This window comes from Embleya sp. NPDC020886 (genome assembly GCF_044333915.1).
Taxonomy (GTDB): Bacteria; Actinomycetota; Actinomycetes; order Streptomycetales; family Streptomycetaceae; genus Embleya.
In genome coordinates this window covers 267,210-291,369 of record NZ_JBIRRX010000006.1, presented here as the reverse complement: position 1 = coordinate 291,369, position 24,160 = coordinate 267,210, and the positions used below count along the sequence as shown (strand labels likewise).

At 71.8% G+C, this 24,160-nt stretch carries 20 protein-coding genes; 14 read left to right on the top strand and 6 right to left on the bottom strand.

The annotated features are described in order from the left end of the window. The first annotated feature begins 35 nt into the window (after positions 1–35). The 8 genes from ACH4U8_RS23360 (at position 36) to ACH4U8_RS23325 (ending at position 10,010) form a co-directional block, all read left to right on the top strand. Entirely contained in the window at positions 36–695 is a 660-nt protein-coding gene (locus tag ACH4U8_RS23360) for an isochorismatase family protein (RefSeq protein WP_395779888.1), read from the top strand. Continuing rightward, positions 692–2,617, top strand: coding sequence for an anthranilate synthase family protein (locus ACH4U8_RS23355; protein ID WP_395779886.1), 1,926 nt, complete (start codon positions 692–694; stop codon positions 2,615–2,617). The genes ACH4U8_RS23360 and ACH4U8_RS23355 overlap by 4 nt, the downstream gene beginning before the upstream one ends. Next, positions 2,614–3,195 carry a YdeI family protein gene (locus ACH4U8_RS23350; RefSeq protein WP_395779884.1) on the top strand — a complete coding sequence of 194 codons (582 nt, stop codon included), beginning with the start codon at positions 2,614–2,616 and terminating at the stop codon, positions 3,193–3,195. Before ACH4U8_RS23355 ends, ACH4U8_RS23350 begins: the two co-directional genes overlap by 4 nt. Positions 3,196–3,338: 143 nt before the next feature. Further along, a complete protein-coding gene (locus ACH4U8_RS23345; protein ID WP_395779882.1) occupies positions 3,339–4,928 on the top strand; it encodes an aldehyde dehydrogenase family protein in 1,590 nt (529 codons plus the stop codon). Beyond that, the gene (locus ACH4U8_RS23340; RefSeq protein ID WP_360321561.1) at positions 4,925–5,431 is read left to right on the top strand and encodes an SRPBCC family protein; all 507 of its coding nucleotides are present in this window, start codon (positions 4,925–4,927) and stop codon (positions 5,429–5,431) included. The genes ACH4U8_RS23345 and ACH4U8_RS23340 overlap by 4 nt, the downstream gene beginning before the upstream one ends. After that, the gene (locus ACH4U8_RS23335) at positions 5,418–6,473 is read left to right on the top strand and encodes a ketoacyl-ACP synthase III family protein (protein WP_395779880.1); all 1,056 of its coding nucleotides are present in this window, start codon (positions 5,418–5,420) and stop codon (positions 6,471–6,473) included. Before ACH4U8_RS23340 ends, ACH4U8_RS23335 begins: the two co-directional genes overlap by 14 nt. Further along, on the top strand, positions 6,470–7,558 hold the full coding sequence (locus ACH4U8_RS23330; RefSeq protein WP_395779878.1) for a 3-deoxy-7-phosphoheptulonate synthase: 1,089 nt from the start codon (positions 6,470–6,472) through the stop codon (positions 7,556–7,558). Before ACH4U8_RS23335 ends, ACH4U8_RS23330 begins: the two co-directional genes overlap by 4 nt. A gap of 109 nt (positions 7,559–7,667) precedes the next feature. Beyond that, entirely contained in the window at positions 7,668–10,010 is a 2,343-nt protein-coding gene (locus tag ACH4U8_RS23325) for an amino acid adenylation domain-containing protein (RefSeq protein ID WP_395779876.1), read from the top strand. A gap of 65 nt (positions 10,011–10,075) precedes the next feature. On the opposite strand, the gene ACH4U8_RS23320 is transcribed toward ACH4U8_RS23325, so the two are convergent. Beyond that, positions 10,076–10,486 (bottom strand): VOC family protein, encoded by a 411-nt coding sequence (locus tag ACH4U8_RS23320; RefSeq protein WP_360321573.1) that lies wholly within the window; start codon positions 10,484–10,486, stop codon positions 10,076–10,078. Positions 10,487–10,551: 65 nt separating this feature from the next. Then, a complete protein-coding gene (locus ACH4U8_RS23315; protein ID WP_379988095.1) occupies positions 10,552–11,574 on the bottom strand; it encodes an NADPH:quinone reductase in 1,023 nt (340 codons plus the stop codon). A 189-nt stretch (positions 11,575–11,763) separates the two neighbouring features. Between ACH4U8_RS23315 and ACH4U8_RS23310 the strand changes: the two genes are divergently transcribed. From ACH4U8_RS23310 to ACH4U8_RS23285, 6 genes are all read left to right on the top strand, one after another. After that, complete coding sequence (locus ACH4U8_RS23310; RefSeq protein WP_395779874.1) at positions 11,764–12,342, top strand: SRPBCC family protein; 579 nt, start codon at positions 11,764–11,766, stop codon at positions 12,340–12,342. Between the two features lie 121 nt (positions 12,343–12,463). After that, positions 12,464–14,035: a class I adenylate-forming enzyme family protein gene (locus ACH4U8_RS23305; RefSeq protein ID WP_395779872.1), complete on the top strand. Its 1,572-nt coding sequence runs from the start codon at positions 12,464–12,466 to the stop codon at positions 14,033–14,035. Next, positions 14,035–15,237, top strand: a complete 1,203-nt coding sequence (locus ACH4U8_RS23300; protein WP_395779870.1) for an FAD-dependent monooxygenase — start codon at positions 14,035–14,037, stop codon at positions 15,235–15,237. Before ACH4U8_RS23305 ends, ACH4U8_RS23300 begins: the two co-directional genes overlap by 1 nt. Next, complete coding sequence (locus tag ACH4U8_RS23295) at positions 15,234–17,228, top strand: FAD/NAD(P)-binding protein (protein ID WP_395779868.1); 1,995 nt, start codon at positions 15,234–15,236, stop codon at positions 17,226–17,228. The genes ACH4U8_RS23300 and ACH4U8_RS23295 overlap by 4 nt, the downstream gene beginning before the upstream one ends. Continuing rightward, positions 17,225–18,835 (top strand): adenylosuccinate lyase family protein, encoded by a 1,611-nt coding sequence (locus ACH4U8_RS23290; protein ID WP_395779866.1) that lies wholly within the window; start codon positions 17,225–17,227, stop codon positions 18,833–18,835. Before ACH4U8_RS23295 ends, ACH4U8_RS23290 begins: the two co-directional genes overlap by 4 nt. Further along, a complete protein-coding gene (locus tag ACH4U8_RS23285; protein ID WP_395779864.1) occupies positions 18,832–19,356 on the top strand; it encodes a CGNR zinc finger domain-containing protein in 525 nt (174 codons plus the stop codon). Before ACH4U8_RS23290 ends, ACH4U8_RS23285 begins: the two co-directional genes overlap by 4 nt. A gap of 112 nt (positions 19,357–19,468) precedes the next feature. Here the strand turns inward: ACH4U8_RS23285 and ACH4U8_RS23280 are convergent, their stop codons facing one another. From ACH4U8_RS23280 to ACH4U8_RS23265, 4 genes are read right to left on the bottom strand one after another with little or no spacing between them, the layout of a single operon-like run. Then, positions 19,469–20,614, bottom strand: coding sequence for an acyl-CoA dehydrogenase family protein (locus ACH4U8_RS23280; protein ID WP_395779862.1), 1,146 nt, complete (start codon positions 20,612–20,614; stop codon positions 19,469–19,471). A 9-nt stretch (positions 20,615–20,623) separates the two neighbouring features. After that, complete coding sequence (locus ACH4U8_RS23275) at positions 20,624–22,243, bottom strand: AMP-binding protein (RefSeq protein WP_379988101.1); 1,620 nt, start codon at positions 22,241–22,243, stop codon at positions 20,624–20,626. Beyond that, positions 22,243–23,238 carry a transketolase family protein gene (locus tag ACH4U8_RS23270; RefSeq protein WP_395779860.1) on the bottom strand — a complete coding sequence of 332 codons (996 nt, stop codon included), beginning with the start codon at positions 23,236–23,238 and terminating at the stop codon, positions 22,243–22,245. The genes ACH4U8_RS23275 and ACH4U8_RS23270 overlap by 1 nt, the downstream gene beginning before the upstream one ends. Further along, positions 23,235–24,140 (bottom strand): transketolase, encoded by a 906-nt coding sequence (locus ACH4U8_RS23265; RefSeq protein WP_395779858.1) that lies wholly within the window; start codon positions 24,138–24,140, stop codon positions 23,235–23,237. Before ACH4U8_RS23265 ends, ACH4U8_RS23270 begins: the two co-directional genes overlap by 4 nt. Between the last annotated feature and the right edge of the window lie 20 nt (positions 24,141–24,160).

Sequence of the window (24,160 nt, the reverse complement as noted above, 5' to 3'; positions counted from 1 at the left end):
TCGAGCGTCCCCCACCGCACGAGAACGGAGGCGTCATGGCGATCCCGGCGATCGCGTCCTACCCCATGCCGACCGAGGACGAGCTGCCGCGCAACGTCGCGTCCTGGACGATCCATCCCGCGCGCGCGATGTTGCTGATCCACGATCTACAGCACTACTTCCTGCGGCCCTTCGACGCGGACCGGGCGCCGATGGCCGACCTGATGGACAACGTCGCGGCGCTGCGGGCCCGGTTCGCCGAATGCGGAGCGCCGGTCGCGTACACCGCGCAACCCGGCGGAATGAGCGACGAACAGCGCGGCCTGCTCAAGGACTTCTGGGGCCCGGGGATGACCGCCGAGCCCGGGCAGCGGATGATCCCGGACCGGATCGCGCCGAACGCGGCGGACACCGTGTTCACCAAATGGCGGCCCAGCGCGTTCTTTCGCACCGGCCTGCTCGACCTGCTGCGCGCGCACGGCCGGGATCAGTTGGTGATCTGCGGCGTCTACGCGCACGTGGGCATCCTGATGACCGCGCACGAGGCCTTCTCGCACGACATCGAGACCTTCGTGGTGGCCGACGCGGTGGCCGACTTCTCGCCGCAGTACCACCGGATGGCGCTGGACTATGTGGCGTCCCGGTGCTCGGTGACGGTGTCCACCCGGGTCGCGTTGGCGATGTCGACGGCGATGTCGGGCGGAGCGCGGCGATGACCGGCCCGCTGCCCGAACCATCCGTCCTGGATCGCATCCTGGCCCCGGACCCGCCGCCGTTCGCGTTGTTGCATCGGCCGGGCGCGGCCGGTCCCGAGCGGATCGACGTACTGATCGGGCGGATCACCGAGCCGGACCGGATCGCGGACATCCCGCTGCCGCCGGCCGGCGGTCGCGGCCGGCACGAGACGCTGGCCGTGCTGCCGTATCGGCAGATCGGTGAGCGGGGCTACGAATTTCCCGACGACGGCGCACCGCTGCTGGCGATGACCGTCGTGGACCAGGACGCGGTGTCCGTCGCGGAGATCCTCGATCGGCTGCCGGACGGGCCGATCGAGCTGGGCCGCGGCGGCTTCGACGCCGACGACGAGCAGTACGCGAATACGGTGCGCACGGTGCTGGCGCAGGAGATCGGGCGCGGTACCGGCGCCAACTTCGTGATCAAGCGCTCGTTCCGGGTCGAGATCGGCAACTGGTCGCCGCATACCGCGTTGGCCTTCTTCCGTCGGTTGCTCGGACGCGATCCGGGTTCGTACTGGACGTTCGTGATCCACACGGCCGGCCGGACGTTCGTGGGCGCCTCGCCGGAGCGGCACATCAGCCTGGACGCGGGCACCGTGGTGATGAATCCGATCAGTGGCACGTATCGGTATCCGGACGGTGGACCGGACCTGGGCGAGGTGCTGGACTTCCTCGCCGACGAGAAGGAGGCCGGCGAGCTGTACATGGTGCTCGACGAGGAACTCAAGATGATGGGCCGGGTGTGCGACCTCGGTGGTCGTGTGGTGGGACCGCGGTGGAAACGCATGGCGCGGCTGGCCCACACCGAGTACCTGATCGAGGGCCGCAGTTCGCTGGACGTACGGGACATGTTGCGCGAGACGATGTTCGCGCCGACGGTCACCGGCGGCCCGTTGGAGAGCGCGTGCCGGGTGATCGCGCGGCACGAACCGGCCGGGCGCGGTTACTACGCGGGCGTGGTCGCCTTGATCGGGCGGGACGCGCACGGTGGTCGGGCGATGGACTCGGCGATCTTGATCCGGACGGCCGACGTCGATCCGGCGGGACACGTGCGGATCCCGGTGGGCGCGACGCTGGTGCGTGATTCGGACCCGGCCTCGGAGGCTGCGGAGACCCGGGCCAAGGCGGCGGGCCTGCTGGAGGTGTTGTGCGGTCCGGTGGGCGGTGCGGTCGGCCGGTCGGCCGGGACCGGCGCCGATCTCGGCGAGCATCCGGAGGTACGACGGGCGTTGGCGGCGCGGAACCGGCCGTTGGCCGGTTTCTGGTTCGCCGGGCCGGGGGAACGCACCCGGGCCGAACCGAGGTTGGCGGGTCGTACCGTGCTGGTGATCGACGCCGAGGACACCTTCACCTCGATGGGTCGACACCTGTTGGCCGCGCAGGGGTTGGTGGTGACCGTGCGGCGGTTCGACGAGGACTATCGCCTGGACGAGCACGATCTGGTCATCGTGGGCCCCGGCCCCGGGGATCCGCGGGATCACGCGCATCCCAAGATCGCCCGGATCCGGGAGGTGACGCGCACGCTGCTGGCGGCAAGAACGCCGTTCCTGTCGGTATGTCTGGCCCATCAGGTGTTGTGCACGATGCTCGGCCTGGACATCGTGCGCAATCCGCTGCCGAATCAGGGCACCCAACGGACCGTCGACTGCTTCGGGCGGGCCGAACGCGTCGGGTTCTACAACACGTTCGCGGCATCGAGCCCTACCGATTCGATCCGGTGCGCGGTGCGGGACGGTGCGGTCGAGGTGTTCCGCGACGCGGGCAGTGGCGAGGTGCACGCGCTGCGCGGGCCCGGGTTCGCTTCGGTGCAGTTCCATCCGGCTTCGGTGTTGACCGATCACGGAGCCGAGATTCTGGGTGGGTTGTTGGGGGATCTGGCGGAGAAGAAGGTGCGCCCATGAGCGGCGACGAGGGTGAGGAGACCCTGTACTTCGCCTCGGCGGAGGCATTCGGGAGCTGGATGGAGGCGAACCACGCCGACTCGGACGGGGTGTGGGTGGCGTTGGCGAAGAAGGGCACGGCGGAGCCGTCGGTGACCCGAGGGCAGGCGTTGGACGTGGCGTTGTGTTACGGCTGGATCGACGGCAAGGCGTTCTCCGGTGGTACGCCGCCGGGGTGGTGGGCGCAGCGGTACACCCCGCGTCGGGCGCGCGGCAGGTGGTCGAGGATCAATTGCCGGCGGGCGCAGACGTTGATCGAGCGCGGGCGGATGCGGCCCTCGGGGTTGGCTCGGATCGAGGCCGCCAAGGCGGACGGGCGTTGGGACGCGGCGATGGAGCCGCCACGCAGTGCGGAGGTACCGGCGGACCTGCGGGTGGCGCTGGACGCGTGTCCGCCTGCGGCTGGGGCGTTCTCGGCGTTGAGCGCGAGTCGGCGGTATCAGGTGTTGCTTTCGGTGGCCGATGCCAAGCGGGCCCGGACGCGGGCTCGAAGGATCGCTCGGCACGTCGAGCGATTGGCGCTCACCGAGCTTCGGTAGGCGGGATCGGTCTCCGGCCGCCCGGCCCGTCGGTCCGGTTCGCAGGGTGAGAACGAACTCTTATCGCGGGTGCGTTGTTCCGGTTCTGTTACCTGCGTAGCGTTTTTGCCGGTAACCACATCCTTCGCTCGAAAGGGAGAACCGTGACCACCAGGGTGTATCCCGCCTACATCGGCGGCCGGGACATCGGCGGCGAAGGCGGGGAGTACGTGCACACCGTCACCGCGCGCGCCATCATCGAGGACACCTTTCCCAGTCTGCGGTTGAAGCGTGATCTCGACCTGGGCAAGGTCGACCGGGAGAGCGCCGGCGATCGGCTCGCGGGAGCGTGTGCGGTCGCCGACGAAGGCATGATCGCGGCGGCGCTCGAGGCGGCCGCCGGTGCCGCGCCCGAGTGGGCGCGCACGCCGCTCGCCACCCGGATGGAGATCGGGCGGGCGATCGCGCGGCGGCTGGGCGAACACCGGGATCCGCTGGTGGAGATCCTGGTCGCCGAGGGGCAGCCCCGTTCGGGAGCCGAGGCGATGATCGACGGGATCCCGCTCACCGGGTGGAGCCCCGAGACGCTCGAATGGTGCGCCGAACAACTGGAGTTCCGTCGTCACGACGGAGAGCGCGAGATGATCCTGCGACGCGTGGCCGACGGTGTGGTGTGTGTCAACCCGCCGCAGAACGCGGCGACGGTGAACGCGCTGTCCGCGATCACCGCGCTGTTGGCGGGCAACACGGTCGTGGTCCGCGCACCGCGCGGTGTCGCGCTCAGTTGCATGTACGCCATGCGCGAGGTGGTGGCGCCGGTGCTGGAGGCCGCCGGAGCGCCCGCCGGCACGCTGAACGCCTACTGCGGACCGCCGGCCGTCGACACCTGGCTGGCCAGCGAACACGTGAACGACATCGTCTACTACGGCGGCAGCAAGCAGGGCCTGGCCTTCGAGCGGGACTGCATCGCCGCGGGCAAGAAGCCGATTCTCGAACTCGCGGGCAACGACTGCTGCGTGGTGTGGTCCGACGCCGATCTGGACGCCGCGGTGGAGACCGTGACCCAGTTCTTCCTGAACTCCGGTCAGATCTGCAACGTGCCCAACCAGGTGGTCGCCCACCCCGCGATCGCGGACGAGCTGATCGAACGGCTGATCGTGGCGACCGGCAAGATCCACCCCGGCCATCCCGACGAGCCCGGCGTGGTGCTCACCCCCGTGCTCGGCGCCGACTGGTTCTTCGGTTGCCTGACCGAAGCCCTCATGGGCGGCGCGACCCTGGTGCACGGCGGCCGTCGCCTGGAGGTGGACGGCACCCCGTCGGACACCGGCTTCTTCATCGAACCGACGATCGTGCGGGTGGCCGGACTCGGCGACGCCCGCTCGTTGTCGGTGGTCCGGGACGAGACGTTCTTCCCGCTGCTGCCGATCATCGTGCCCGAGCCGGGCGACTCGGACGAGCGATTGTTCGACGAGATTCTGACCTTCGTCAACAGCAACGCCTACGGCCTGCGGAACTCGTTCTGGTCGACCGGCCCGGAGCACATCGAGCGGTTCCTGTCGGCAGTCGGCAACGGCGGCAACCTGAAGATCAACGACTCGCACGGCAACTTCCTCCCGTTCCTGCCCAACTCGGGCGGCACCGGCCTGACCGGCGGAGCCTTCGGCGAGGCGAGCCATCCCATGTTGCGCACCACGCATCTACAGGGCGTCAGCATCGTGCGCCCGACGCCCCGACTCGGAGGAGCCCGATGACTTCCCGCACCCTCAAGGCCGCACTGCCGTGCTCGGCGGCGAGCGCGATCGAACGACTGCGCGACGAGCGGGCGTTCCCCGACCGGGCCGCCGAGATCGTCTCGGTCCGGGACGTCGGCGACGACCTGCGCGAGTGGACGCTCGCCTTCCGCGGCGGCACCGCCCGGTGGACGCAACGCACCCGGGACGCGAGTGGTGGGCAGCAGCCGTACCGGATCGAGTTCGAACAGGTCGACGGCGACTTCCAACAGTTCGGCGGCGCGTGGACGTGCACCGACACCGACGACGGTTGCGAGGCCGTGTTCGAGGTCGGTTACCGCACCAGCGTGCCGCACCTCGCCGGCGCGATCGACTCGGCCGTGGGCCGGGTTCTGGTCCGCGTCGCGCACGAGATTCTGGTCGGCGTCGGCGGTGGCGCACGCATCACCTCCGGTGGGCACCACCTGCGCGACCTGCCGGTCGCCTCGACCCCGGAGGGGAGCCCGAGCCATGCGCTTCGATGACATCTGGCTCACCGGCACCGGCGGCACACTCGGCGAGCGCACTCCGGTCGCGGACGCGGTCGCGGCCGGCCACTACGAGAGCGAGGCCGCCGAGAGCACCGGCATGGTCAGCGTCGCCCAGGCCCGGCTCGCGCCGCCGGAGATGGCCGTGATCGCGGGGCGCCAGGCGATCAAGGACGCCCAGGAGTACGGCACCGTGGTCGACCCGGGCAGCCTGTACCTGCACAGCCACGGGCACTTCCAGGGCATCGACATGTGGCCCGCGGCGTGCTGGATCGCCAAGGAACTGTTGGGTCCGCGCGTCGACGGGATACCCACGACCGTCTCCGCGTGGTCCAACGGCTCGCTGGCCAGCATCGACATCGCCGCGGCGATGCTCGCGTCGCGCCCCGCGCTGCCGTCCGCGCTGATCACGCTGGGGGACCGGTTCGCGCCGCCGACCGATCGCTGGCACACCTCCCCGGGCATCGTGTTCGGCGACGGAGCCGCGGCGGCCGTGCTCGCCCGAGGCGGTGGTCGGCTGCGGCTGGTCTCGCTCGTCTCGGAGACCGACACGGTCCTGGAGGGGCTCTCCCGCGGCGACGAGCCGTTTCGCACCGCGCCTGCCGAACTCGGCGACATCCGGCACCGCACCCGGCAATTCCTGGCCCGGGGCGAGATTTCCATCCGGGACGTACAGACCCGTTCGGCGGATCGCACCCGCAGCGTGGTGGCCCGTGCCCTGGCCGACGCGGAACTGGAGCAGGAGCAGATCGACTGGTTCGTCACTCCGTTCGTCGGCAGCACGCTCTACCGGGAGAGCTTCGTACGGCCGCTCGGCATCACCCCCCGCCGCGATCTGCACAAACTCGGCCTGACCATCGGTCATCTCGGTGCGGCCGACCAGATCTACGCGCTCGACCACCTGCTCAAGGCGGACCTGTTGGCGCCCGGGGCGCGGGTGCTCGTGATCGGCACCGGCATGGGCTTCACCTTCTCCGCCGCCGTGTTCGCGACGGATCGGTCCCGGCCCCGCGAGCGAAAGGAAGGAACTCCGTCATGAGCCTCGGCGGCAACCCCGACTCCCGCGTGACCGCGGTCGACAGACTCATGTCGCCGACCGCCCTGCGGAAGGAGATAGCGATCCCGCCCGAGACCCGCAAGGCCGTGCTGGCGGCGCGCCGGGATGTCAAGCGGATCCTGAACGGGAAGGACGATCGCCTGGTCCTGGTCACCGGTCCGTGCTCGATTCACGACACCGAGGCCGCGCTGGTCTACGCCGAGCGCCTGGCCGAGCTGTCCCGGCAGGTGGCCGACCGACTGTTGATCGTCATGCGTGTATACGTGGAGAAGCCGCGTACCCGGATGGGCTGGAAGGGACTGGTCAGCGATCCCGGCCTGGACGGGTCGTACGACCTGAACACCGGGCTGCGGATGGCGCGCGGACTGATGGTGCGGATCCTGGAGACCGGACTGCCGATCGGTTGCGAGTTCCTCGACCCGATGATCGCCCGGTACTTCGCCGACGCGGTCTCGTGGGCCTCGATCGGTGCGCGCACCGTGCAAAGTCAGGTGCACCGCCAACTCACCAGCGGCTTGGACATGCCGGTCGGGATCAAGAACACCACCGCCGGTCGTACGGACGACGCGATCGACGCGATCGTCACCGCCTCGAACAGCCACGTGTTCCCGAGCATCACCGACGACGGGCAGGCGGCGGTGGTGACCACCAGCGGCAACCCGGACTGCCACGTGGTGTTGCGCGGCGGCACCGAGGGCCCCAACTACAGCGCGCCCGACGTGGCCGAGACGCTCGATCGGTTGCAGGCCGCGGGACTGCCCGGGCGGGTGGTCATCGACGCGAGTCACGGCAACAGCGGCAAGGACCACGAGGAACAGGCCAACGTGGTCGAGGACGTCGCCGAACGCATCGCCGACGGTGAGTCCGGCGTCGCCGGGATGATGATCGAGAGCTTCCTGGCCTGCGGCCGACAGGACCTGATCCTGGGTCGGACCGACGGCCTCGCCTACGGCCAGAGCGTCACCGACGCGTGTGCGGGCTGGGAGCAGACCACGCACATGGTCGAGCGGCTGGCGGAGGCGGTGACGGCCCGGCGGGCGGCCGATCCGTCGGTGATGGTGGCCTGAGCGCTCGAACCGACACCCGGCTCCCGACACCTCCCCCGGCGCTCGGGACACCGAGACGCCCAGGCACCCAGGCACCCAGACACCCGAGAATTCGAGAGGAACGATTCCGGTGGCCACGACCACGAGTTCGGCACTTCCGCTCGCCCGGCACATCGATGGTGATCGCACCGGTGCGGTGCATCGGATCGCCATCGCCGCCCCCGAGCGGGCGAAGTCGGATCCGCAGCGGTACGCGTCGGCGGCGCTCGCGGCGCTGATCCACCGCTACACCGGCGAGACCGATCTGCTGATCGCTCGCCGGATCGGTCCGGGCCCGACCGAGATCATCGAACCGCGGGTGTCCGGCGACGAGACGGCGGCGGAACTGCTCGCCGCCGTCGCCGCCGCGCCGCCCGCCCAACCGGCGGCCGGTCGCCCCTGCCACGGCATGGTGGCCGACGCGGCCGCGCAAGACGTTGCCGACCGCGCCGCGCTGACCCTGACCGTCGACCGGGGAACCTACGAACTGCTGCTCTTCCAGGACGAGTTCGACGACGAGGCAGCCGCCCAGTACGGCCGGCACCTGGCCCGTCTGCTCACCGCGCTGAGCAACGACGAAGGCGTGCTCGTCCGTGATCTGCCGCTGCTGGGCGACGAGGAGAGGCAGCGCATCCTGGTCGAATGGAACCGGACCGAACAGTCCGTACCCGAGCCGTTCTTCCACGAGATCGTCGCGGACTTCGCGCGCCGAACCCCCCAGGCGACCGCGATCGCGCTGCCCGACACCGCGCTGACCTATCGAGAACTGGACGACCGGGCCAATCGACTCGCACACCGCCTGGCCGCGATCGGTGTTCGCCGGCAGGACCGGGTCGGAGTCTGCTTTCCGCGCGGCGCGGAGAGCCTGATCGCCCAACTCGCCTGCTTCAAGCTCGCGGCTGCGGCGATCCTGCTCGACCCGGACTTTCCCGCCGATCGGGTGCGCTTCATGGTCGAGGACGCCTCGGCCGCCGCGGTGGTGACGCTGTCCGCCCACGAGGACACGGTCCGCGGACACTGCCCGGTGCTCGCGCTCGACGTCGCCGACTGGCACACCGAGCCGAGCACCGAGGTGAGCGCGCCGGTGGACGTCGACGACCTGATCCACATCTGCTACACCTCCGGCTCCACCGGTGCGCCGAAAGCGGTTCTGGTCCGGTTCGGGGCGGCGCGCAATCAGATCCACAGCATGTGCGAGATGACCGGGATGAACACCGACACCCAGGGCACCTGGCTGGCGGCGCCCGGCTACGGCATGGTCGAGGTCGAGTGTTTCCCGGTGCTCGCCGCGGGTGGCACGGTGCACATCCCCGATGTGTCCGTGGTGGCATCCCCGCACTTGCTCCAGGACTGGTACCTGGACAAGCGGATCACCACCACGCTGTTGATGAAGCCGATGGCCGAGCGGTTGTGGAGCCTGGACTGGCCCGCCGACACCCCGTTGGCGAACATCAGGGTCTGCGGCGAGCGGATCCAGTCCTGGCCGCCCGCCGGGCTGCCGTTCCGCCTGATCAACCTGTACGGCTCCGCCGAGGCGACCACCGTCGCCGGCTGCGATATCACCGAGCTGGGCCGCGAGTTGGGGCCGGAGGGACGGGGTCGCCGGCTGCCGCCGATCGGCCGGCCGATCCCGAACGTCAAGATCTACGTGCTGGACGAGAACCTCGCGCCGGTGCCGCCGGGTGTGGTGGGCGAACTGTGCATCGCGGGCCACAGCCTGTCGGCCGGCTACCTGAACCGGCCCGAGGCGACCGCGCTGAAGTGGGTGCCCAACCCGATCGACGTGGACCCGAACCCGATGCTCTACCGCACCGGCGACATGGCGCGGTACTGGCAGGACGGCGGCATCGAGATCATCGGCAGGGTGGACAACCAACTCAAGGTTCAGGGCAACACCGTGCAACTGGGCGAGATCGAGGTGGTCGCCGCGAGGCAGCCGGGCGTCGCCCAGGTCGCGGTCCTGGCACATCGGGATGCGGACGGGGACGTGCGACTGACCGCGTACATCGAGCCGAAGGGTGAACCGGCGCCGGCGGTTCGCGACATCCGTCGGGCGCTGCGGGAGAAGTTGCCCGCGTTCATGGTGCCGTCCGCGTATGTCGTGGGCGGGCTGCCGACCTCGGTCAACGGCAAGATCGACCGGGCCGCGCTGCCCGAACCGCCGCGCTCGCGGCCGGACCTGGACAGCCCGTACCGGGAGCCGCACACCGACACCGAGCACTCGCTCGTGCAGTTGTGGACGAAGGTGCTCGAACTGGATGGGATCGGCGTGCGGGACAACTTCTTCGAACTCGGCGGCGACTCGCTGCGCGGGGCCCGCCTGACCGAGCAGGTACGCGAACTCTTCGACGTGGACGTCGAGTTGGGTGACCTACTGCACGAGCCCACGATCGACCGCATGGTCGAGGTGATCGAGGCGGCCCACGCGCGTTGAACCCTCGGGCGAGCGGCCGTCGTCTCCGGGGCGCCCGACGGGGACGACGAGCCGCGTCGCCGGGCTCAGCCCTTGCCGGTCTCGGCCAGGACGTCCAGGTAGTTCGGGTTGTGCATGATGCCGAGTACGTTCCCGAACGGGTCGAGCACCGAGGCACCGACGAAGCCCTCGCCGAAGTCGCGCGCCGGCTCGTGCTCCCTCGCACCCATGGCCGACAACCGGGCCAGGGCGGCGGGAAGATCCTCGACATGCCAACTGACGACGGCACCGCCTGCCTCGGCCGTGCCGTGTGCGCCCAACTCCGAGACGTAGCGGGCGTCCACCAGTCCCAGTTCCTGCCGGAAGTCGCCGACCCGGAACTCCACATACCCGGGTCGCTCGAAGTAGGGCTCCACGCCCAGCAGTTCGGTGTACCAACGACGGGCCGCGGGCAAGTCCGCCGCCTGATACCTGACATGGGCCAAACCTTGCAACATCCGTGCTCCCTCGGTGTTCGGCGGTACCGGTCCGACATGGTGACAACGCCGCGGATCGTGCGGGGTCACGCCCGGGCCGGACCGAATGCGGCGGGTCGGGGTGCGCCGTCGGTGCGCAGTACCACCCTCCTGCCGTGCAGTTCGTGCCGTTCCATCCGACGATGCACGTCGGCGGCGGCGGACAGCGGCAGGATCTCCATCGTGCGCGGACGCAGCCGGCCGGCGCCGAGCAGGCGGTTGATCGTGTCCGCGGCGGCGGCGAGTTCGTCGATGCCGGCGTGCGAGATCACGAAGCCGCGGATCGAGCCGTCCTTCATGTAGAGCTCGCTCGCGGGCAACACCGGCGCGGTGCCCGATCCCGCGCCGGCGAGCAGAACGATCCGGCCGCGTCGAGCGAGCAGGCCGACCGCCGCCACGAGGTCGTTGTGGCCGGAGGTGTCCAGATACAGGTCGACGCCGTTCGGGGCGGCCTCGGCGAGGTGTCGGGTCACCTGGGGATCGCGATAGTCGCAGACGATCTCGGCGCCCAGTTCGCGGCAGTATCGGGCGTCCCGAGCCGAGGCGGTGGCCAGGATCCGGGCACCCGCCTCGGCGGCCAGAGTGACCAGTGCGCTGCCGACGTTTCCGGCGGCGCCCGCGATCAGCACGGTGTCGCCGGCGCGCAGACCACCGTGCGCGAACAGGGCGAGGTGGGCGGTGGCCGCGGGATGCAGCACCGCCGCGGCCGCGAACGCATCCACCCCCGGCGGGAGTCGGTAGAGCCGGTCGGCGGCGATCACCGCCCGTTCGGCCGCCGCACCCTGCCGGCCGCCGTGGCCGAGGCTGTTGCTCCATACCCGGTCACCGACGGCGAAGCCGGGCGCACCGGGGCCGACCCGGGCGACCCGGCCGACCAGATCGCGACCGATCACGAACGGGAAGGCCACGGGGGTGACGAACCGCCCGGAACGTACGAAGGTGTCGACCGGATTGACCGTGCCGGCCCACACGTCGACGAGCACGTCGCAGGGGCCGGGGCGGGGGTCGGGCAGCTCGCCGAAGCGGATCTCCGATGGCGGGCCGAGCCGTTCGAGGTAGGCAGCGCGCATGTAACGGAGTCTGGCATCGGCCGACGTGAATTCCCGTGCGTGACCCGCCGGTTCGAAACGCGCGTGGCTTCGCGATACGAGAAGCACGTCTTATCGCCGGGGCGTGGTCGCCGCACTGTTACCACCATAACGTGATGAGTGGTAGCAATGCTCTCGCCATGTCGGCGACACCGAAAGGGGCACCAGGAGATGACCAACGCACCCGGCTCGGCGACCTTCGAGGTCGGCGAGCGTGCGCCACTGTTCCTGGTGGCGGCGCATACGCACATCGCGGCCGATCCGGCCGAGGTCTACGCACTCGTCAGCGACCTGCCGCGCAGCGCGCAGTGGAGTCCCGAGTGTGTCGGCGGCACCTGGATCAGCGGCGAACCGGGCACGGTGGGGGCGGTGTTCCGCGGCGAAAACCTGCGGGCCCCGGACGTGGTCGGCTGGGCGCCGGTGGTCCGAGGCACGTGGTTCACCGAATCCGAAGTGATCGCCGCCGACCCCGGGCACGGCTTCGGCTGGGCGATGCGGGACTCGGCGGGGGTCCGGCAGGACAGCGTGTGGCGCTACGACATCGAGCCCGCCACCGGCGGTTGTGTGTTGACCCACCGGTTCCGGATGGGCCACGCGACCGAGGGGATCCGCGGCATCACCGCGGCGATGGACGAGGCGCAGACGCGGCGCTTCCTGGCCGAGTGGGGCGCCAAACTCGCCGCGGATCTGCCGGTCACCCTCGAACGCGTCAAGCGGATCGCCGAGCGCTCCACCACCGGCCGGCACTGAACCGTCGCCGCCGGCGCCCGCCCTGCCCGGCCCGCGGCCGATCGGGTCCACCGCCCGCCGTCTCGCACCCTCCCGGCGTGGTCGTCGGCCCGCCCGAACCCACCGACGAAGGTATGACCTCATGTTCTTGCAGCGCATCGGCAATCGCGGCATCCGACTGGGCACGCTCTTCGAACGCGCGGCGGCCCGACACCCGACCAACGTCCTGATCCTCGACCACGACCTGGACATCGCTCCCGATCTGGGCCGGCGCGCGACCATCCCGGAGATCGCCGACCTGGTGGACGACTTCGCGGCCCGGCTGGACGCGGCCGGGATCCGACCCGGCGACCGGGTCGTGGTGCACAAGCGCGACGGCTTCGACATCACGCTTTTGGCCTGCGCGATCGCTCGAATCGGCGGGGTGCCGGTGCTGCTGTCGCCGATGCTCGACGGCGCGACCGTCGCCGAGTTGGTGCGGCGCACCGACCGGCCGTTCCTGGTCACCGACCAAGCCAAGCTCGACGGGCTGCCGGGCGCGCTCTTCGCCGAGACGGCGCGGGTGCTGCTGACCAAGGGCACACATCCGGACGCCACCACCCTGGACGCGTTCGCCGGGGCGACCCGGGTGCCCGCGGTGACGCGGCCCGCCGAGGAGCCGACGCTGATCACCCACACCTCGGGCACCACCGGCGTGCCCAAGCTCGCCGTACACACCGGTCGCAGCCTCCAGGCCCGATACCGCCCGCAGGCCGCGATCGTCGCGCCGATCCTGCGGCGCCGGGAAACCATCGCGCTGCACGTGTCGTTCGTGCACTCCCGGCTGATCACCGCGCTGGCCATCGCGCTGCTGCGCGGTTTCCCGATCGCCGTGCTGGCCGACTCCGATCCCCGACGCGCCGCCGATCTGTTCGCACGGCTGCGACCGGGAATCCTGGAGGCGCATCCCAACACCTTCATGGAATGGGAGGAGTTGGCCGACGATCCGCGCGAACCCCTGGCCGGCGTCAAGCTGTTCAGTTCCACCTTCGACGCGATCCACCCGCGCACCGTGCACCGACTGCTGGCCGCCACCCGGCGCCGCGCGCCGCTGTTCGGCCAGTTGTACGGCCAGAGCGAGGTCGGACCGGCCGTGGTCCGCGCCTTCACCCGGGGCCGGGCCCCGGACGCCGACGGTCGTTGTGTGGGCCGCCCCTTCCCCGGGATGACCGCCGCCCGGGTGGTCGGCCGGGCGGGCCGGCCGCCGTCCGCCGAGCACCCCGGCTTCATCGAGGTCAAGAGCGACGGACGAGTCCTCACCTACCTCGGCGAACAGGATCGCTACGACGCGCAGGTGTCCGCCGACGGCTGGTGGCGGATGGGCGACGTCGGCTACCGGACCAGGTGGGGCTGTATCCATCTGCTGGACCGCGAGGTCGACCTGATCGAGGGCTTCGGCTCCACGCTGGCCGCCGAGGACGCGCTGTTCGACAAGCTGGACGAACTCGCCGAGGTGGTCATCGTGCCCGGCGCCGACGGCAGCGCGGTGCCGGTGGTGTGCACCAGGGACGACCGCCCCATCGACCCGGACGCCTGGCGTGCGGCCACCGCCGAACTCCCCGACCTGGCCGATCCGGTCCAGCGCCGGATCGAGGACCTGCCGCAGACCGCGACCACCAAGATCAAACGTCTCGAGTTGGCGCGCCGGCTCGAAGACGAGGATCGGGGTGCGTGATGGCCGAGGTCATCGTCGCGGGCGGCGGGATCGGCGGCTTGGCCACGGCTCTCGCGGTGGCCGCCCGCGGACACCACGCGGTCGTGCTCGAACGCGCGGGCGAGTTCGCCGAGATCGGCGCCGGTATCCAACTGGCCCCCAACGGACTGCACGCCCTGGACGTCCTGGGCGTGGGCGCGGCGGTGCGTGCGACCGCGGTGCGGATGGCCGAACTGCGCTTCATGGACGGCGTCACCGGTGCGCATGTGGCGAGCCTGCCGCTGACCGAGCGATACCGGCGCCGCTTCGCCGGCCCCTACGTGGTCGCGCATCGCGCGGAACTGCATCGGGCGCTGCTCGACGCGTGCCTGGCCGCCGACACCGTGTCGCTGTATGCCGGCGCACAGGTCGTCGACTACGCCCGGGACACCACGAGCGCGACGGCCCTGCTCGCGGACGGCACCGGGATCACCGGCGACGTACTGATCGGCGCGGACGGGATCCACTCCGCGATCCGGGCCCGGCTGGTCGGCGACGGCGAGCCGCGGATCTCCGGGATCAGCGTCTACCGGGCGGTGATCCCGATGGAGCGGGTGCCCGACGCGCTGCGCTTCGACCGGTCGGTGGTGTGGTGGGCCGGACCCGGTTGCCACTTCGTGCACTACCCGATCGCCGGCGGTCGCTTCCTGAACCTGGCGGCCAGCCGCGCGGACGGCGGCACCGAGGCCGTCGCCGGCGAGCGCGTGCACCGGGATCGGGTGTTGCGCGAACTGGCCGACCTGGGCGGCACCGCACAGCGCCTGCTCGAACTCGGCGCGGACTGGAAGACCTGGATGCTGGTCGACCGCGACCCCGTGTCCCGGTGGACGGACGGCCGGGTCGCACTGCTGGGCGACGCGGCCCACCCGATGCTGCACTACGCGGCGCAGGGCGCGTGCCAGGCCCTGGAGGACGCCGTCGTGCTCGGCGCGCGATTGGCGGACGCGCGACCCGACGAACTGCCGAAGCGCCTGGCCGGGTACCGCGACGCGCGGCACGAGCGGACCACCCGGGTCACGCTGGCCGCGCGGGAGAGCATCCGCCTGTGGCATCCCGCGGGTGCCGAGGCCGAGTCCAGGAACGCGCTGCTCGGCGCGATGTCGGCCGATCGACTGCACGACCACGTGGCCTGGATGCACGGGTTCCGGGTCGGCGGGCCGGGCGCGGCGGAGGCGGCGGCATGAGCGCCGCCGGCCCGATCCGGGTCTGCGTCGTGGGCGCGGGGCCACGCGGGCTCTCCGTCGTGGAGCGCCTGTGCGCCAACGAACGTGCCGCGCCCATACATCCGAAGGTCACGATCCACGTGGTCGACCCCGCCTCGCCGGGGGCCGGCGCGGTCTGGCGTTCGGAGCAGTCGCAGCACCTGCTGACGAACACCGTCGCGGCGCAGATCACCGTGTACACCGACGCGAATTCGCGGATCGAGGGGCCGATCGTACCCGGGCCGAGTCTGTACGAATGGGCACGGTCGACGGCCGCGGGCGAGACGGGCGAGCACGACGGGGAAATCCTCGCCGAGGCTCGTGCGCTGGGCCCCGACGACTACCCCACGCGCGCGTTCCACGGCCGCTACCTGCACTACGCGTTCGAGCAGGTGGTGGCCGGCGCGCCGGCACATGTCGCGGTGCGGGTGCACCGCTCGCGCGCGGTGGCGCTGGCGGACACGCATGGCATCCCGGGTGGCCCGCAGGGAGTGCGCCTGGAGGACGGCACCCGACTGCACGGGTTGGACGCGGTGGTACTGGCCCTGGGGCATCTGCCGGCCCGACTGTCCGCGCGCGAGGCCCGAACCGCGAGCCTGGCCCGGATCCACCACCTGACCTATATCACCCCGGCCAACCCGGCGGACCTGGACCTGGAGCGGGTCCGGCCCGGCGAGAACGTGTTGTTGCGTGGCCTGGGGCTCAACTTCTTCGACTACATGGCCCTTTTCACCAGTGGCAGGGGCGGCCGCTTCGGTCGCGCCGAGGACGGGCGAACAAAATACCATCCGTCCGGCAACGAGCCTGTGTTGTACGCGAGTTCGAGGCGCGGCGTGCCCTACCAGGCGCGGGGCGAGAACCGGAAGGGCGCGTACGGGCGGCATGCCCCGCGGCTGCTGACGCCCGAGTACGTCGAGGGTTTGCGGCGGCGCGCCCGCGCGGGGCGGCCGGTCGACTTCACCGCGGACCTGTGGCCGTTGATCGCGCGCGAGGTGGAAGGCGTCTACTACGCGGCGCTGTTGCGCCGGCGAGGTCGCCGGGAGGCCGAATGCGCGGCGTTCACCCGGGCGTTCCTTGCGGTTTCGGACGACGACGAGAGTGCCGACCTGGCGGTCGCGTACGGCATCGAGCGGGCCGCGCACTGGGACTGGTCGGCGATCTCCCGGCCCTGCGGTGAGCGGGAGTTCGCGAGCCGGGCGGAGTTCACCGGGTGGCTGGTGCAGTACCTGGAGCGGGACGTCGCGGCGGCCCGTGAGGGAAACGTGGACGGGCCGCTCAAAGCCGCACTGGACGTCCTGCGGGACCTGCGCAACGAGATCCGGCTCGCGGTGGATCACGGTGGCCTGACCGGCGAGTCGCACCGGGACGACCTGGAAGGGTGGTACACCCCGCTCAACGGCTTCCTGTCGATCGGCCCGCCGGCGAAGCGGATCGAGCAGATGATCGCGCTGATCGAGGCCGGCGTGCTGACCCTGACCGGCCCGGGCACCCGGATCTGCCTGGACGTCGCCGAACCGGCGTTCGTGGCCGCCTCCACCGTGGTCCCGGGCCCGCCGGTACGCGCCGCGGTGTTGATCGAAGCCCGGTTGCCCGAACCTGACCTGCGCCGGACCGAGGACCCGCTGCTGCGCCACCTGCTGAGCACCGACCAGGCCGCGCCGTACCGGATCCGCGGCGTCGGCGGCGAGGACTACGAGACCGGTGGCCTGGCGGTGACCGAGCGGCCGTACCGGCTGATCGACGGGCGGGGTCGGCCGCATCCGCGCCGATACGCCTACGGCGTGCCGACCGAATCGGTGCACTGGGTCACCGCCGCCGGGATCCGTCCCGGCGTGGACTCGGTCACGCTCGCCGACTCGGACGCGATCGCCCGCGCGGTCCTCGCGCTGCCCGCCGCCTCCGTAGTGCCGGCGAGCGTGCGTCCGGTGTTGTCGACCGACCCGGACATCACCCCGAACGGAGTGATCGTGTGACCACAGACCCAGACCCACTCGACCCACACGGGTGCGATCGCCCGGACATCGAGCAGGACGCGGGACTGTTGTCCCCGGTCCGGGCGGGGACACCGGTGGAGGCGGCCGTATGCGATCGGGCCTGGCTCCAGGCCATGCTCGACGCGGAGGCCGCGCTCGCCCGGGCCCAGGCGCGGCTGGGCACCCTGCCGCGGGCCGCCGCCGAGATCATCACCGCGACGGCCCGGGCCGAACGCTTCGATCTGCGCGAGGTGGCCGTGTCCGCCCGGGAGAGTGCCAATCCGGTGGTCCCGCTGGTCGCCGCGCTCACCCGGGCGGTGGCCGAACGGGACCCGGCAGCCGCAGAGTTCGTGCACCGAGGTTCCACCAGCCAGGACATCCTGGACACCGGCGCGATGCTGATCGCCGCGCGGGCCCTGAACATCGTGCGGACCGACCTGACCCGGATCGCCGACGCGCTCGGCGCGCTCGCCGAGCGGCATCGGGACACCGTGCTGGCCGGACGCACCCTGACCCAGCACGCGGTGCCCTCCACCTTCGGCCTCAAGGCGGCGGGCTGGCGACAGTCGGTCCTGGATGCCCGACGACGGATCGAGGTGCTGCTCGCGGACGGCCTGCCGGTGTCGCTCGGCGGCGCGGCCGGCACGCTGGCGGGCTATCTGGAGTACGCGGCGCTCGCCACCGCGGAGCGCGAGGACGCGGGCCGCGACGAGTCGGCCGAACGGCTCGACCCGGGCGCCTACGTCGAGGCGCTGGTCGACGCGTTCGCCGCGGAAGTCGGCCTGGCCCGAACGCCGTTGCCGTGGCACGCGGTGCGCACCCCGATGATCGACCTGGCCGCCGCGCTGGCGGGTACCACCGGCGTGCTGGGCAAGATCGCGGTGGATGTGCAGGTGATGGCGCGGACCGAGGTGGGTGAGGTGGCCGAACCCGACGTGGCCGGCCGCGGCGGATCGTCGGCGATGCCGCACAAACACAATCCGGTGTTGTCCACGCTGATGCGCAGCGCGGCGCTCCAGGTGCCGGCGATCGCGGCGGCGCTGTCCGGGTGTTCGGTCGCCGAGGACGAGCGCTCGGCGGGTGCGTGGCACGCCGAGTGGCTGTTGTTGCGCGAGGGCCTGCGGCTCGCGGGCGGCGCAGCGCACACGGCCGTCGAGCTCGCCGAGGGCCTGGTCGTCCGCCCCGAACGCATGCGCGCCAATGTGGCGGCGACCGGCGCCCACATGGTCACCGAGCGGCTCGCGGCGACCCTGACCCCCGCGCTCGGGCGGGACCGGGCCAAGGCGCTGTCGGCCGCGGCGTCCGCGAGCGCGGTGCGGACCGGGCGGACATTGGCCGAGGTGCTGGCCGGCGAGCCGGAGGTCACGGCGCGCATCTCCGCCGAGCGCCTGGCGGAACTCCTGGATCCGGCCGGATACACCGGGGGCGCGGGGGTGCTGGTCGATCGTGTCCTGGGTGTGGCCGGCCGGGAGCACGGACGAGTGGGAACCACCAGTGAAACGGAGACGCCGGTAGCATGGGCGGCATGCAGTCACAACGCGAAATCCGACAACCGGGAGACCGGGCGGTCGCACCGGGCGGACTCGCGCGGGTGCAGGCGTTCGTGAACAGCGTCAACGTCGAGTTCGGTCCGGACGAGTTCGCCTCGGCCCAGGGCCTGAACCGCTGGCTGGCGCGCAACGGCTTCGCACCGACGGCGACCGCGCCGGACGACCTCGACCTCGCGCGCACGATCACGCTGCGCGAGGCGTTGCGGAGTCTTTTGCGCGAGAACAACGGCGCGCCGGCCGACGAGCGGGCCCGGCGGGTGCTCGACCGGATCGCGCGGGAATGCCCGCTGGTCGTCGGCTTCGACGGCGGCGCGCCGGATACCCTGCTCCGGCCGGCGCGCACGGAACTGCCCGGCGTATGGGCCGCCGTGCTGGCGGCCACCGTCGAGGCGCGGCTCGACGGCACCTGGCAGCGGTTGAAGTCGTGCAGGGAACACCGCTGCGAATGGGCCTTCTACGATCGTTCGCGCAATCGGGGCAGCCGCTGGTGCTCGATGGCGGTATGCGGCACCCGGGCCAAGATGGCCACCTACCGGGGAACACGAGCGACCTCGAACGCCGGTGCGTCCGGGGGGTGACCCCAGGCGTGTTCGGCGTTCGAACGCCCGGCCTCGGCCGTGCGTCCTCGCTCGCGGCCGCGTCCGTCGTCGCCCGCCGTCCCCGGCCGTTTCCCGGCGGCTTCCCCTCCTCTCACGGCGCGGCGGTGCGGCCCAGGAGTTTGCGGGCCACCACGAGCTTGGTGGCGGCGGCGGTGCCGTCGGCGAGTTGCAGGCCGATCACGTCGCGGAGCCGGCGGGCGATCGGGCCGTCCTCGGTCCAGCCGAGTTGGCCGAAGGTCAGCAGCGCCTGATGCACGGCGTCCATCGCGGCCTTGGGGGCCCACCACTTGGCCATGTTCGCCGGGATTCGCGGATCCTCGCCGGCGTCCGCCACGGCCAGCGCCTCGTAGGCGAGCAGGCGCGCGGCGTGCAACATCGTCGCGTGCTCGACCAGGGCGAAGGCCACCGACTGGAACCGGCCGATCGGCTGCCCGAACGCTTCGCGCCGCCCGGCGTGCCCGATCGCCTCGTCGAGTGCGGCCTGCCCGACCGCGATCGCCATCAGCGAGATCAACGCCCGGGAGACCCCGAAGCCGCGCATCACCTCGACGAAGCCGCGGCCGGGCGTGCCGACCACGTCTCGTGCACCCACCGGCAACCCGTCCAGGAGCAGCCGGCCGCGGCCGCCGGCCCGGCAGCCCAGGTCGTCGAGCTGTTCTCGGCTCACGTGCGCGTCGTCGAGCCGTACGTAGAACGCGGTGACGCCGTGCGCGCCCGCCCCGCCGGTGCGCGCGAACACCAGCGCGTGGGTGGCGTACATCGCGGCCATGATCGAGGTCTTCTCGCCGGAGAGCACCCAGCCGCCGGCGGTGGGCTCCGCGCGCATCCCGATGTTCGCCGCGTCCGTGCCGTGCCCGGGTTCGGTCAGCGCCAGGGCCACGATGGTCTCGCCGGCGGCGATCGACGGTAACCATTCGGCGAGTTGTGCGGGCGTACCGTTCGCCGCCAGGACACCGCCCACCAGCGCCGCGTTGAGCACCGGGAAGCACGCCGACAGGTCGGCCGCGGCCAGTTCGGCCAGCGCGATGCCCGCGCTCGTCGCGTCCAGTTCCCTCCCGCCGTACTCCCGCGGGATGCGCAGGCCGAACAGGCCCTCGGCGCCCATCTCGGCGAGCAGACCGGGCCGATAGCTGCCGCGCGCATCGCTCTGCCGGGCGTGCGGCGCGATCCGAGAGTCGGCGAACTTACGTACGTGGTCCGCGAGTTCGCTTTGATCGGCGGTGAAGGTGAAGTCCATGGTTCCTCCTCAGGCTTGTCGGCACCGGTCGCGCAGGGCGAACTTCTGCACCTTCCCGGACGGCGTCCGGGGCAGCGTGGTCGCGATCTCCACCCGCTCGGGCCAGTAGCGCTTGGCCATGTCCAGGCCGGCGAGGTGGGCCTGAAGGTCGGCGAGCGTCGGCGCCGGTCCCGCCGGGACCACCACCGCACACGCGCGTTCGCCCAGCCGGGCGTCCGGATAGCCGACGATCGCCACGTCCTTGATCGCGGGGTGGCGCAGCAGCGCGGCCTCCACCTCGACCACCGGGATGTTCTCCGCGCCGCGCATGATCAAGTCCTTGACCCGCCCGGTGATCCGGATACCGCCGTGCCCGTCCGAACGGGCCAGGTCGCCGGTGTCGAACCAGCCGTCCTCGGTGACCGACGCCGCGTAGACCTCGGGGCGGCGGAAGTAGCCCAGACACTGCGCGGCACCGCGCACCTGGAGCAGGCCGGACTCCCCCTCGGCCACGGGTCCGCCGTGGTCGCGGTCGACGATGCGCACCCACATCCCCGGCACCGCGGTGCCGTCGCTCTCGGCGGCGCGCAGGGCCGGTTGTTCGGGACGGGTGATGGTCACACAGCCGTTCTCGGTCATGCCCCACAGCGCGTACAACCGGCAGCCCAGGGTCTCGCGCGCGTCCTCGACCAGCATCGGCGCGATCGGGGCGCTACCGGTGGCGAACGTGGTCAGCGCGGACAGGTCCCGGGGAGAGGTGCGCTGTGCCTCGATCAGGTCGGAGAGGAAGGTGGGCGCGCCCATGAAGAAGGTGACCCCATGCTCCTCCAGCACGCGCAACATCGGCGCCGGATCCCACGCGTCCACCTGGACGGCGGTCGCGCCGAGCAGCAGGGGCATCACGAAGTTCCAGGTGTAGCCCGCCTGGTGGGAGGTCGGCGAGCCCATCGCGGTGACCTCGTCGGGGGTGAGTCCGAGCACGTCGGCCTGCGCCTTGTTCATCGCGTAGAGCGTGTTGTGGCTGTGCACCACGCCTTTGGGCTCGCCGGTGGTGCCCGAGGTGAACATCACCTGCGCGGCGTCGTCGGGTCCGGCCTCCAGCGTGTCCAGGGCGGCCAGTTCGGCCGTCGTGGGTTCGCGCTCGACCAGTTCGCGCTCGAAGCTCAGTGCTCCGTCGGCGCTTTCGTCGCCGCCTGCGCCGAGCAGCACGCGCCCGCGCAGGGTGGGCACGGTCCGCGCCACCTCCGCGCTCATCCGGGCGTAGGAGAAGCCGCGGAACTCGGCCGCCGCGATGTAGAGCGGGCTCTCGGTGAGGCCGGTCATGAACTCCACTTCGCGCCGGCGCATGACCGGGACGACCGGGCCGGCCACCGCGCCCATCCGCGCGCAGGCCAGGCACAGTGCCACCAACTGCCACGAGTTGGGCAGTTGCAGGGTGACCACATCGCCGGGGCCAACGCCCAGACGCACCAGGTTGGCGGCGAACCGGTCGACTCGGTGGGCGAGTTCGGCGTAGGTGAGGGTCACCACGGTGTCGTCCTGGTAGCAGACGAGGGCGTCCTTGTCGGGATGGCGTGCCACCGCGCGACGCAGGTCGGCCAGGACGGTTTCCTCGCGCCACCAGCCGTTCGCTCGGTACGAGCCGGTCATCACAGGTCCTTTCGGGTCGGGTCGACGGCCGAACGGGCGTACGCGGCGATGGCGCGGGCGGTGATGCCGCCCCGCTCGACCAGATACCGCTGGCCGCCCGCGACCGAGACGAACGCGTCCGGCATGGCCACGCGACGCACGCGCACCGGGACGAGTTCGGTCAGCGCCTCGGCGACGGCGGAGCCGAAGCCGGCGGTGCGCCAGTGCTCCTCGACCGTGATCACGGTGCCGCCGGGGCGGACCGCCGCGGCGAGGGCGGCGGTGTCCAGCGGTTTGACGGTGTGTACGTGCAGGACGCCGGTCGAGATGCCCTCGGCGCTCAACTCGTCGGCCGCGGCCAGGGCGGCGAGGACCGGGTATGGTCCGCACGCGGCGACGGTGATGTCGGTGCCGTGGCGAAGCCGCTGTGCCCGGCCCAGTTCCAGGGGCGGTCCGGCGGGCAGGTCGGGGGTGGCGTTGCGGCCCATTCGGAAGTAGACCGGTCCGGGCAGCGTGAGTGCCTGGCGAAAGAGCGTGTCGGTGCCGGCCGCGTCGGCGGGCACCACGACGGTCATGTTCGGCAGGGTGCGCATCACGGCCAAGTCCTCCAGGCCGTGATGGGTGGGGCCCAGGTGGCCCGCCGAGACGCCGGAGTGGGTCGCGGCGATGCGTACCGGCAGGTCGTTCAGCGCGATGTCGAGCTTGACGGCCTCCAGCGCCCGGGACGCGGCGAACGCCGCCATCGTGTTCACCAAGGGCATCCGGCCCTCGCGGGCCAGCCCTGCGGCGGCGCCCATCAGGGTGTGTTCGGCGATGCCCAGATTCAGGTAGCGGTCCTGCCCGGTGCCGAAGTCCACGCCGGTGAACAGGCCGGTGTCGGTGTCCAGGCAGATCAGCCGCTCGTCGCCGGGCAGCAGTTCGGCCACGATGTCGCGGTAGACCTCACGCGAGGAGCGGGGCTCGGCCGCCGCGGTCGGGTTCGGGGTCGGTTCGGCGGTGGTGGCGGCGGTGCTCATCGGCTCTCCCCGGGGGTCTGCGTGCGCAACGCCGCGTGCGCGCGCCGCTGTTGCCGCTCGCCCAGTCGGGCGTAGTGGCTGCGGGCCTGGCCCTCGACGAACGGAATGCCCTTGCCCTTGACCGTGTGCGCCAGGACGAGGGTGGGTCGGCCCGGCACCGGTGGCGCGGCCAGCACCCGGGTGAGCGCGTCGATGTCGTGGCCGTCCACCTCGTGGACGTGCCAGCCGAAGGCGCGCCAGCGGTCCGCCAGCGGTTCCAGACCGCCGACCGACTCGGTCCCGCCGGTGATCTGCAGGCCGTTGCGGTCGATGATCGCGGTCAGCCGGTCCAGCCCGTGGTTGCCCGCCACGGCGGCGGCCTCCCACACCGAACCCTCCTCCAACTCGCCGTCGCCCAGCACCACGAAGCAGCGGCGCTCGCCCTCCTCCAACCGGTGCGCGAACGCGAAGCCGACGCCCAGGGCCAGGCCGTGCCCCAGCGAACCCGACGGCATCTCCACGCCGGGGATCTCCGGGTGCGGGTGGGCCATGAACGGGCTGCCCGGCCGCGCGTACTCGGCGAGCCGCTCGGGGGCGAAGAAGCCGGCCTCGCACAACGTCGCGTACAGGCCGATGCCGCCGTGGCCCTTGCTCAGCAGCAGGATGTCGCGGTCCGGTGCCTCCGGGACACGGGGGTCGATCCGCAGTACCCGCAGGTACAACGTGGCGAGCACCTCGACCAGCGACATCGAGCCGCCCAGGTGGCCGCCCTCGGGGCCGGCGCACATGTCCACGATGTGTGCGCGGATCCGGCCGGCGACCTCGATCGCATCCGCCGTGGGGTCCGGTTCTCCGGCCGGACCCGGTCGATCGTGCCGGCCCGGCGGGACGGGACCGGGCAGGGTCGCGGGACTGCTGCTCATCGCTGGCTCCTCTCGCCTGG

Coding starts and splice junctions, on each gene's coding strand:
- ACH4U8_RS23360 (WP_395779888.1), top strand. CDS start 36: ATGGCGATCCCGGCGATCGCGTCCTACCCCATGCCGACCGAGGACGAG.
- ACH4U8_RS23355 (WP_395779886.1), top strand. CDS start 692: ATGACCGGCCCGCTGCCCGAACCATCCGTCCTGGATCGCATCCTGGCC.
- ACH4U8_RS23350 (WP_395779884.1), top strand. CDS start 2,614: ATGAGCGGCGACGAGGGTGAGGAGACCCTGTACTTCGCCTCGGCGGAG.
- ACH4U8_RS23340 (WP_360321561.1), top strand. CDS start 4,925: ATGACTTCCCGCACCCTCAAGGCCGCACTGCCGTGCTCGGCGGCGAGC.
- ACH4U8_RS23335 (WP_395779880.1), top strand. CDS start 5,418: ATGCGCTTCGATGACATCTGGCTCACCGGCACCGGCGGCACACTCGGC.
- ACH4U8_RS23330 (WP_395779878.1), top strand. CDS start 6,470: ATGAGCCTCGGCGGCAACCCCGACTCCCGCGTGACCGCGGTCGACAGA.
- ACH4U8_RS23320 (WP_360321573.1), bottom strand. CDS start 10,486: ATGTTGCAAGGTTTGGCCCATGTCAGGTATCAGGCGGCGGACTTGCCC.
- ACH4U8_RS23315 (WP_379988095.1), bottom strand. CDS start 11,574: ATGCGCGCTGCCTACCTCGAACGGCTCGGCCCGCCATCGGAGATCCGC.
- ACH4U8_RS23310 (WP_395779874.1), top strand. CDS start 11,764: ATGACCAACGCACCCGGCTCGGCGACCTTCGAGGTCGGCGAGCGTGCG.
- ACH4U8_RS23305 (WP_395779872.1), top strand. CDS start 12,464: ATGTTCTTGCAGCGCATCGGCAATCGCGGCATCCGACTGGGCACGCTC.
- ACH4U8_RS23300 (WP_395779870.1), top strand. CDS start 14,035: ATGGCCGAGGTCATCGTCGCGGGCGGCGGGATCGGCGGCTTGGCCACG.
- ACH4U8_RS23295 (WP_395779868.1), top strand. CDS start 15,234: ATGAGCGCCGCCGGCCCGATCCGGGTCTGCGTCGTGGGCGCGGGGCCA.
- ACH4U8_RS23280 (WP_395779862.1), bottom strand. CDS start 20,614: ATGGACTTCACCTTCACCGCCGATCAAAGCGAACTCGCGGACCACGTA.
- ACH4U8_RS23275 (WP_379988101.1), bottom strand. CDS start 22,243: ATGACCGGCTCGTACCGAGCGAACGGCTGGTGGCGCGAGGAAACCGTC.
- ACH4U8_RS23270 (WP_395779860.1), bottom strand. CDS start 23,238: ATGAGCACCGCCGCCACCACCGCCGAACCGACCCCGAACCCGACCGCG.
- ACH4U8_RS23265 (WP_395779858.1), bottom strand. CDS start 24,140: ATGAGCAGCAGTCCCGCGACCCTGCCCGGTCCCGTCCCGCCGGGCCGG.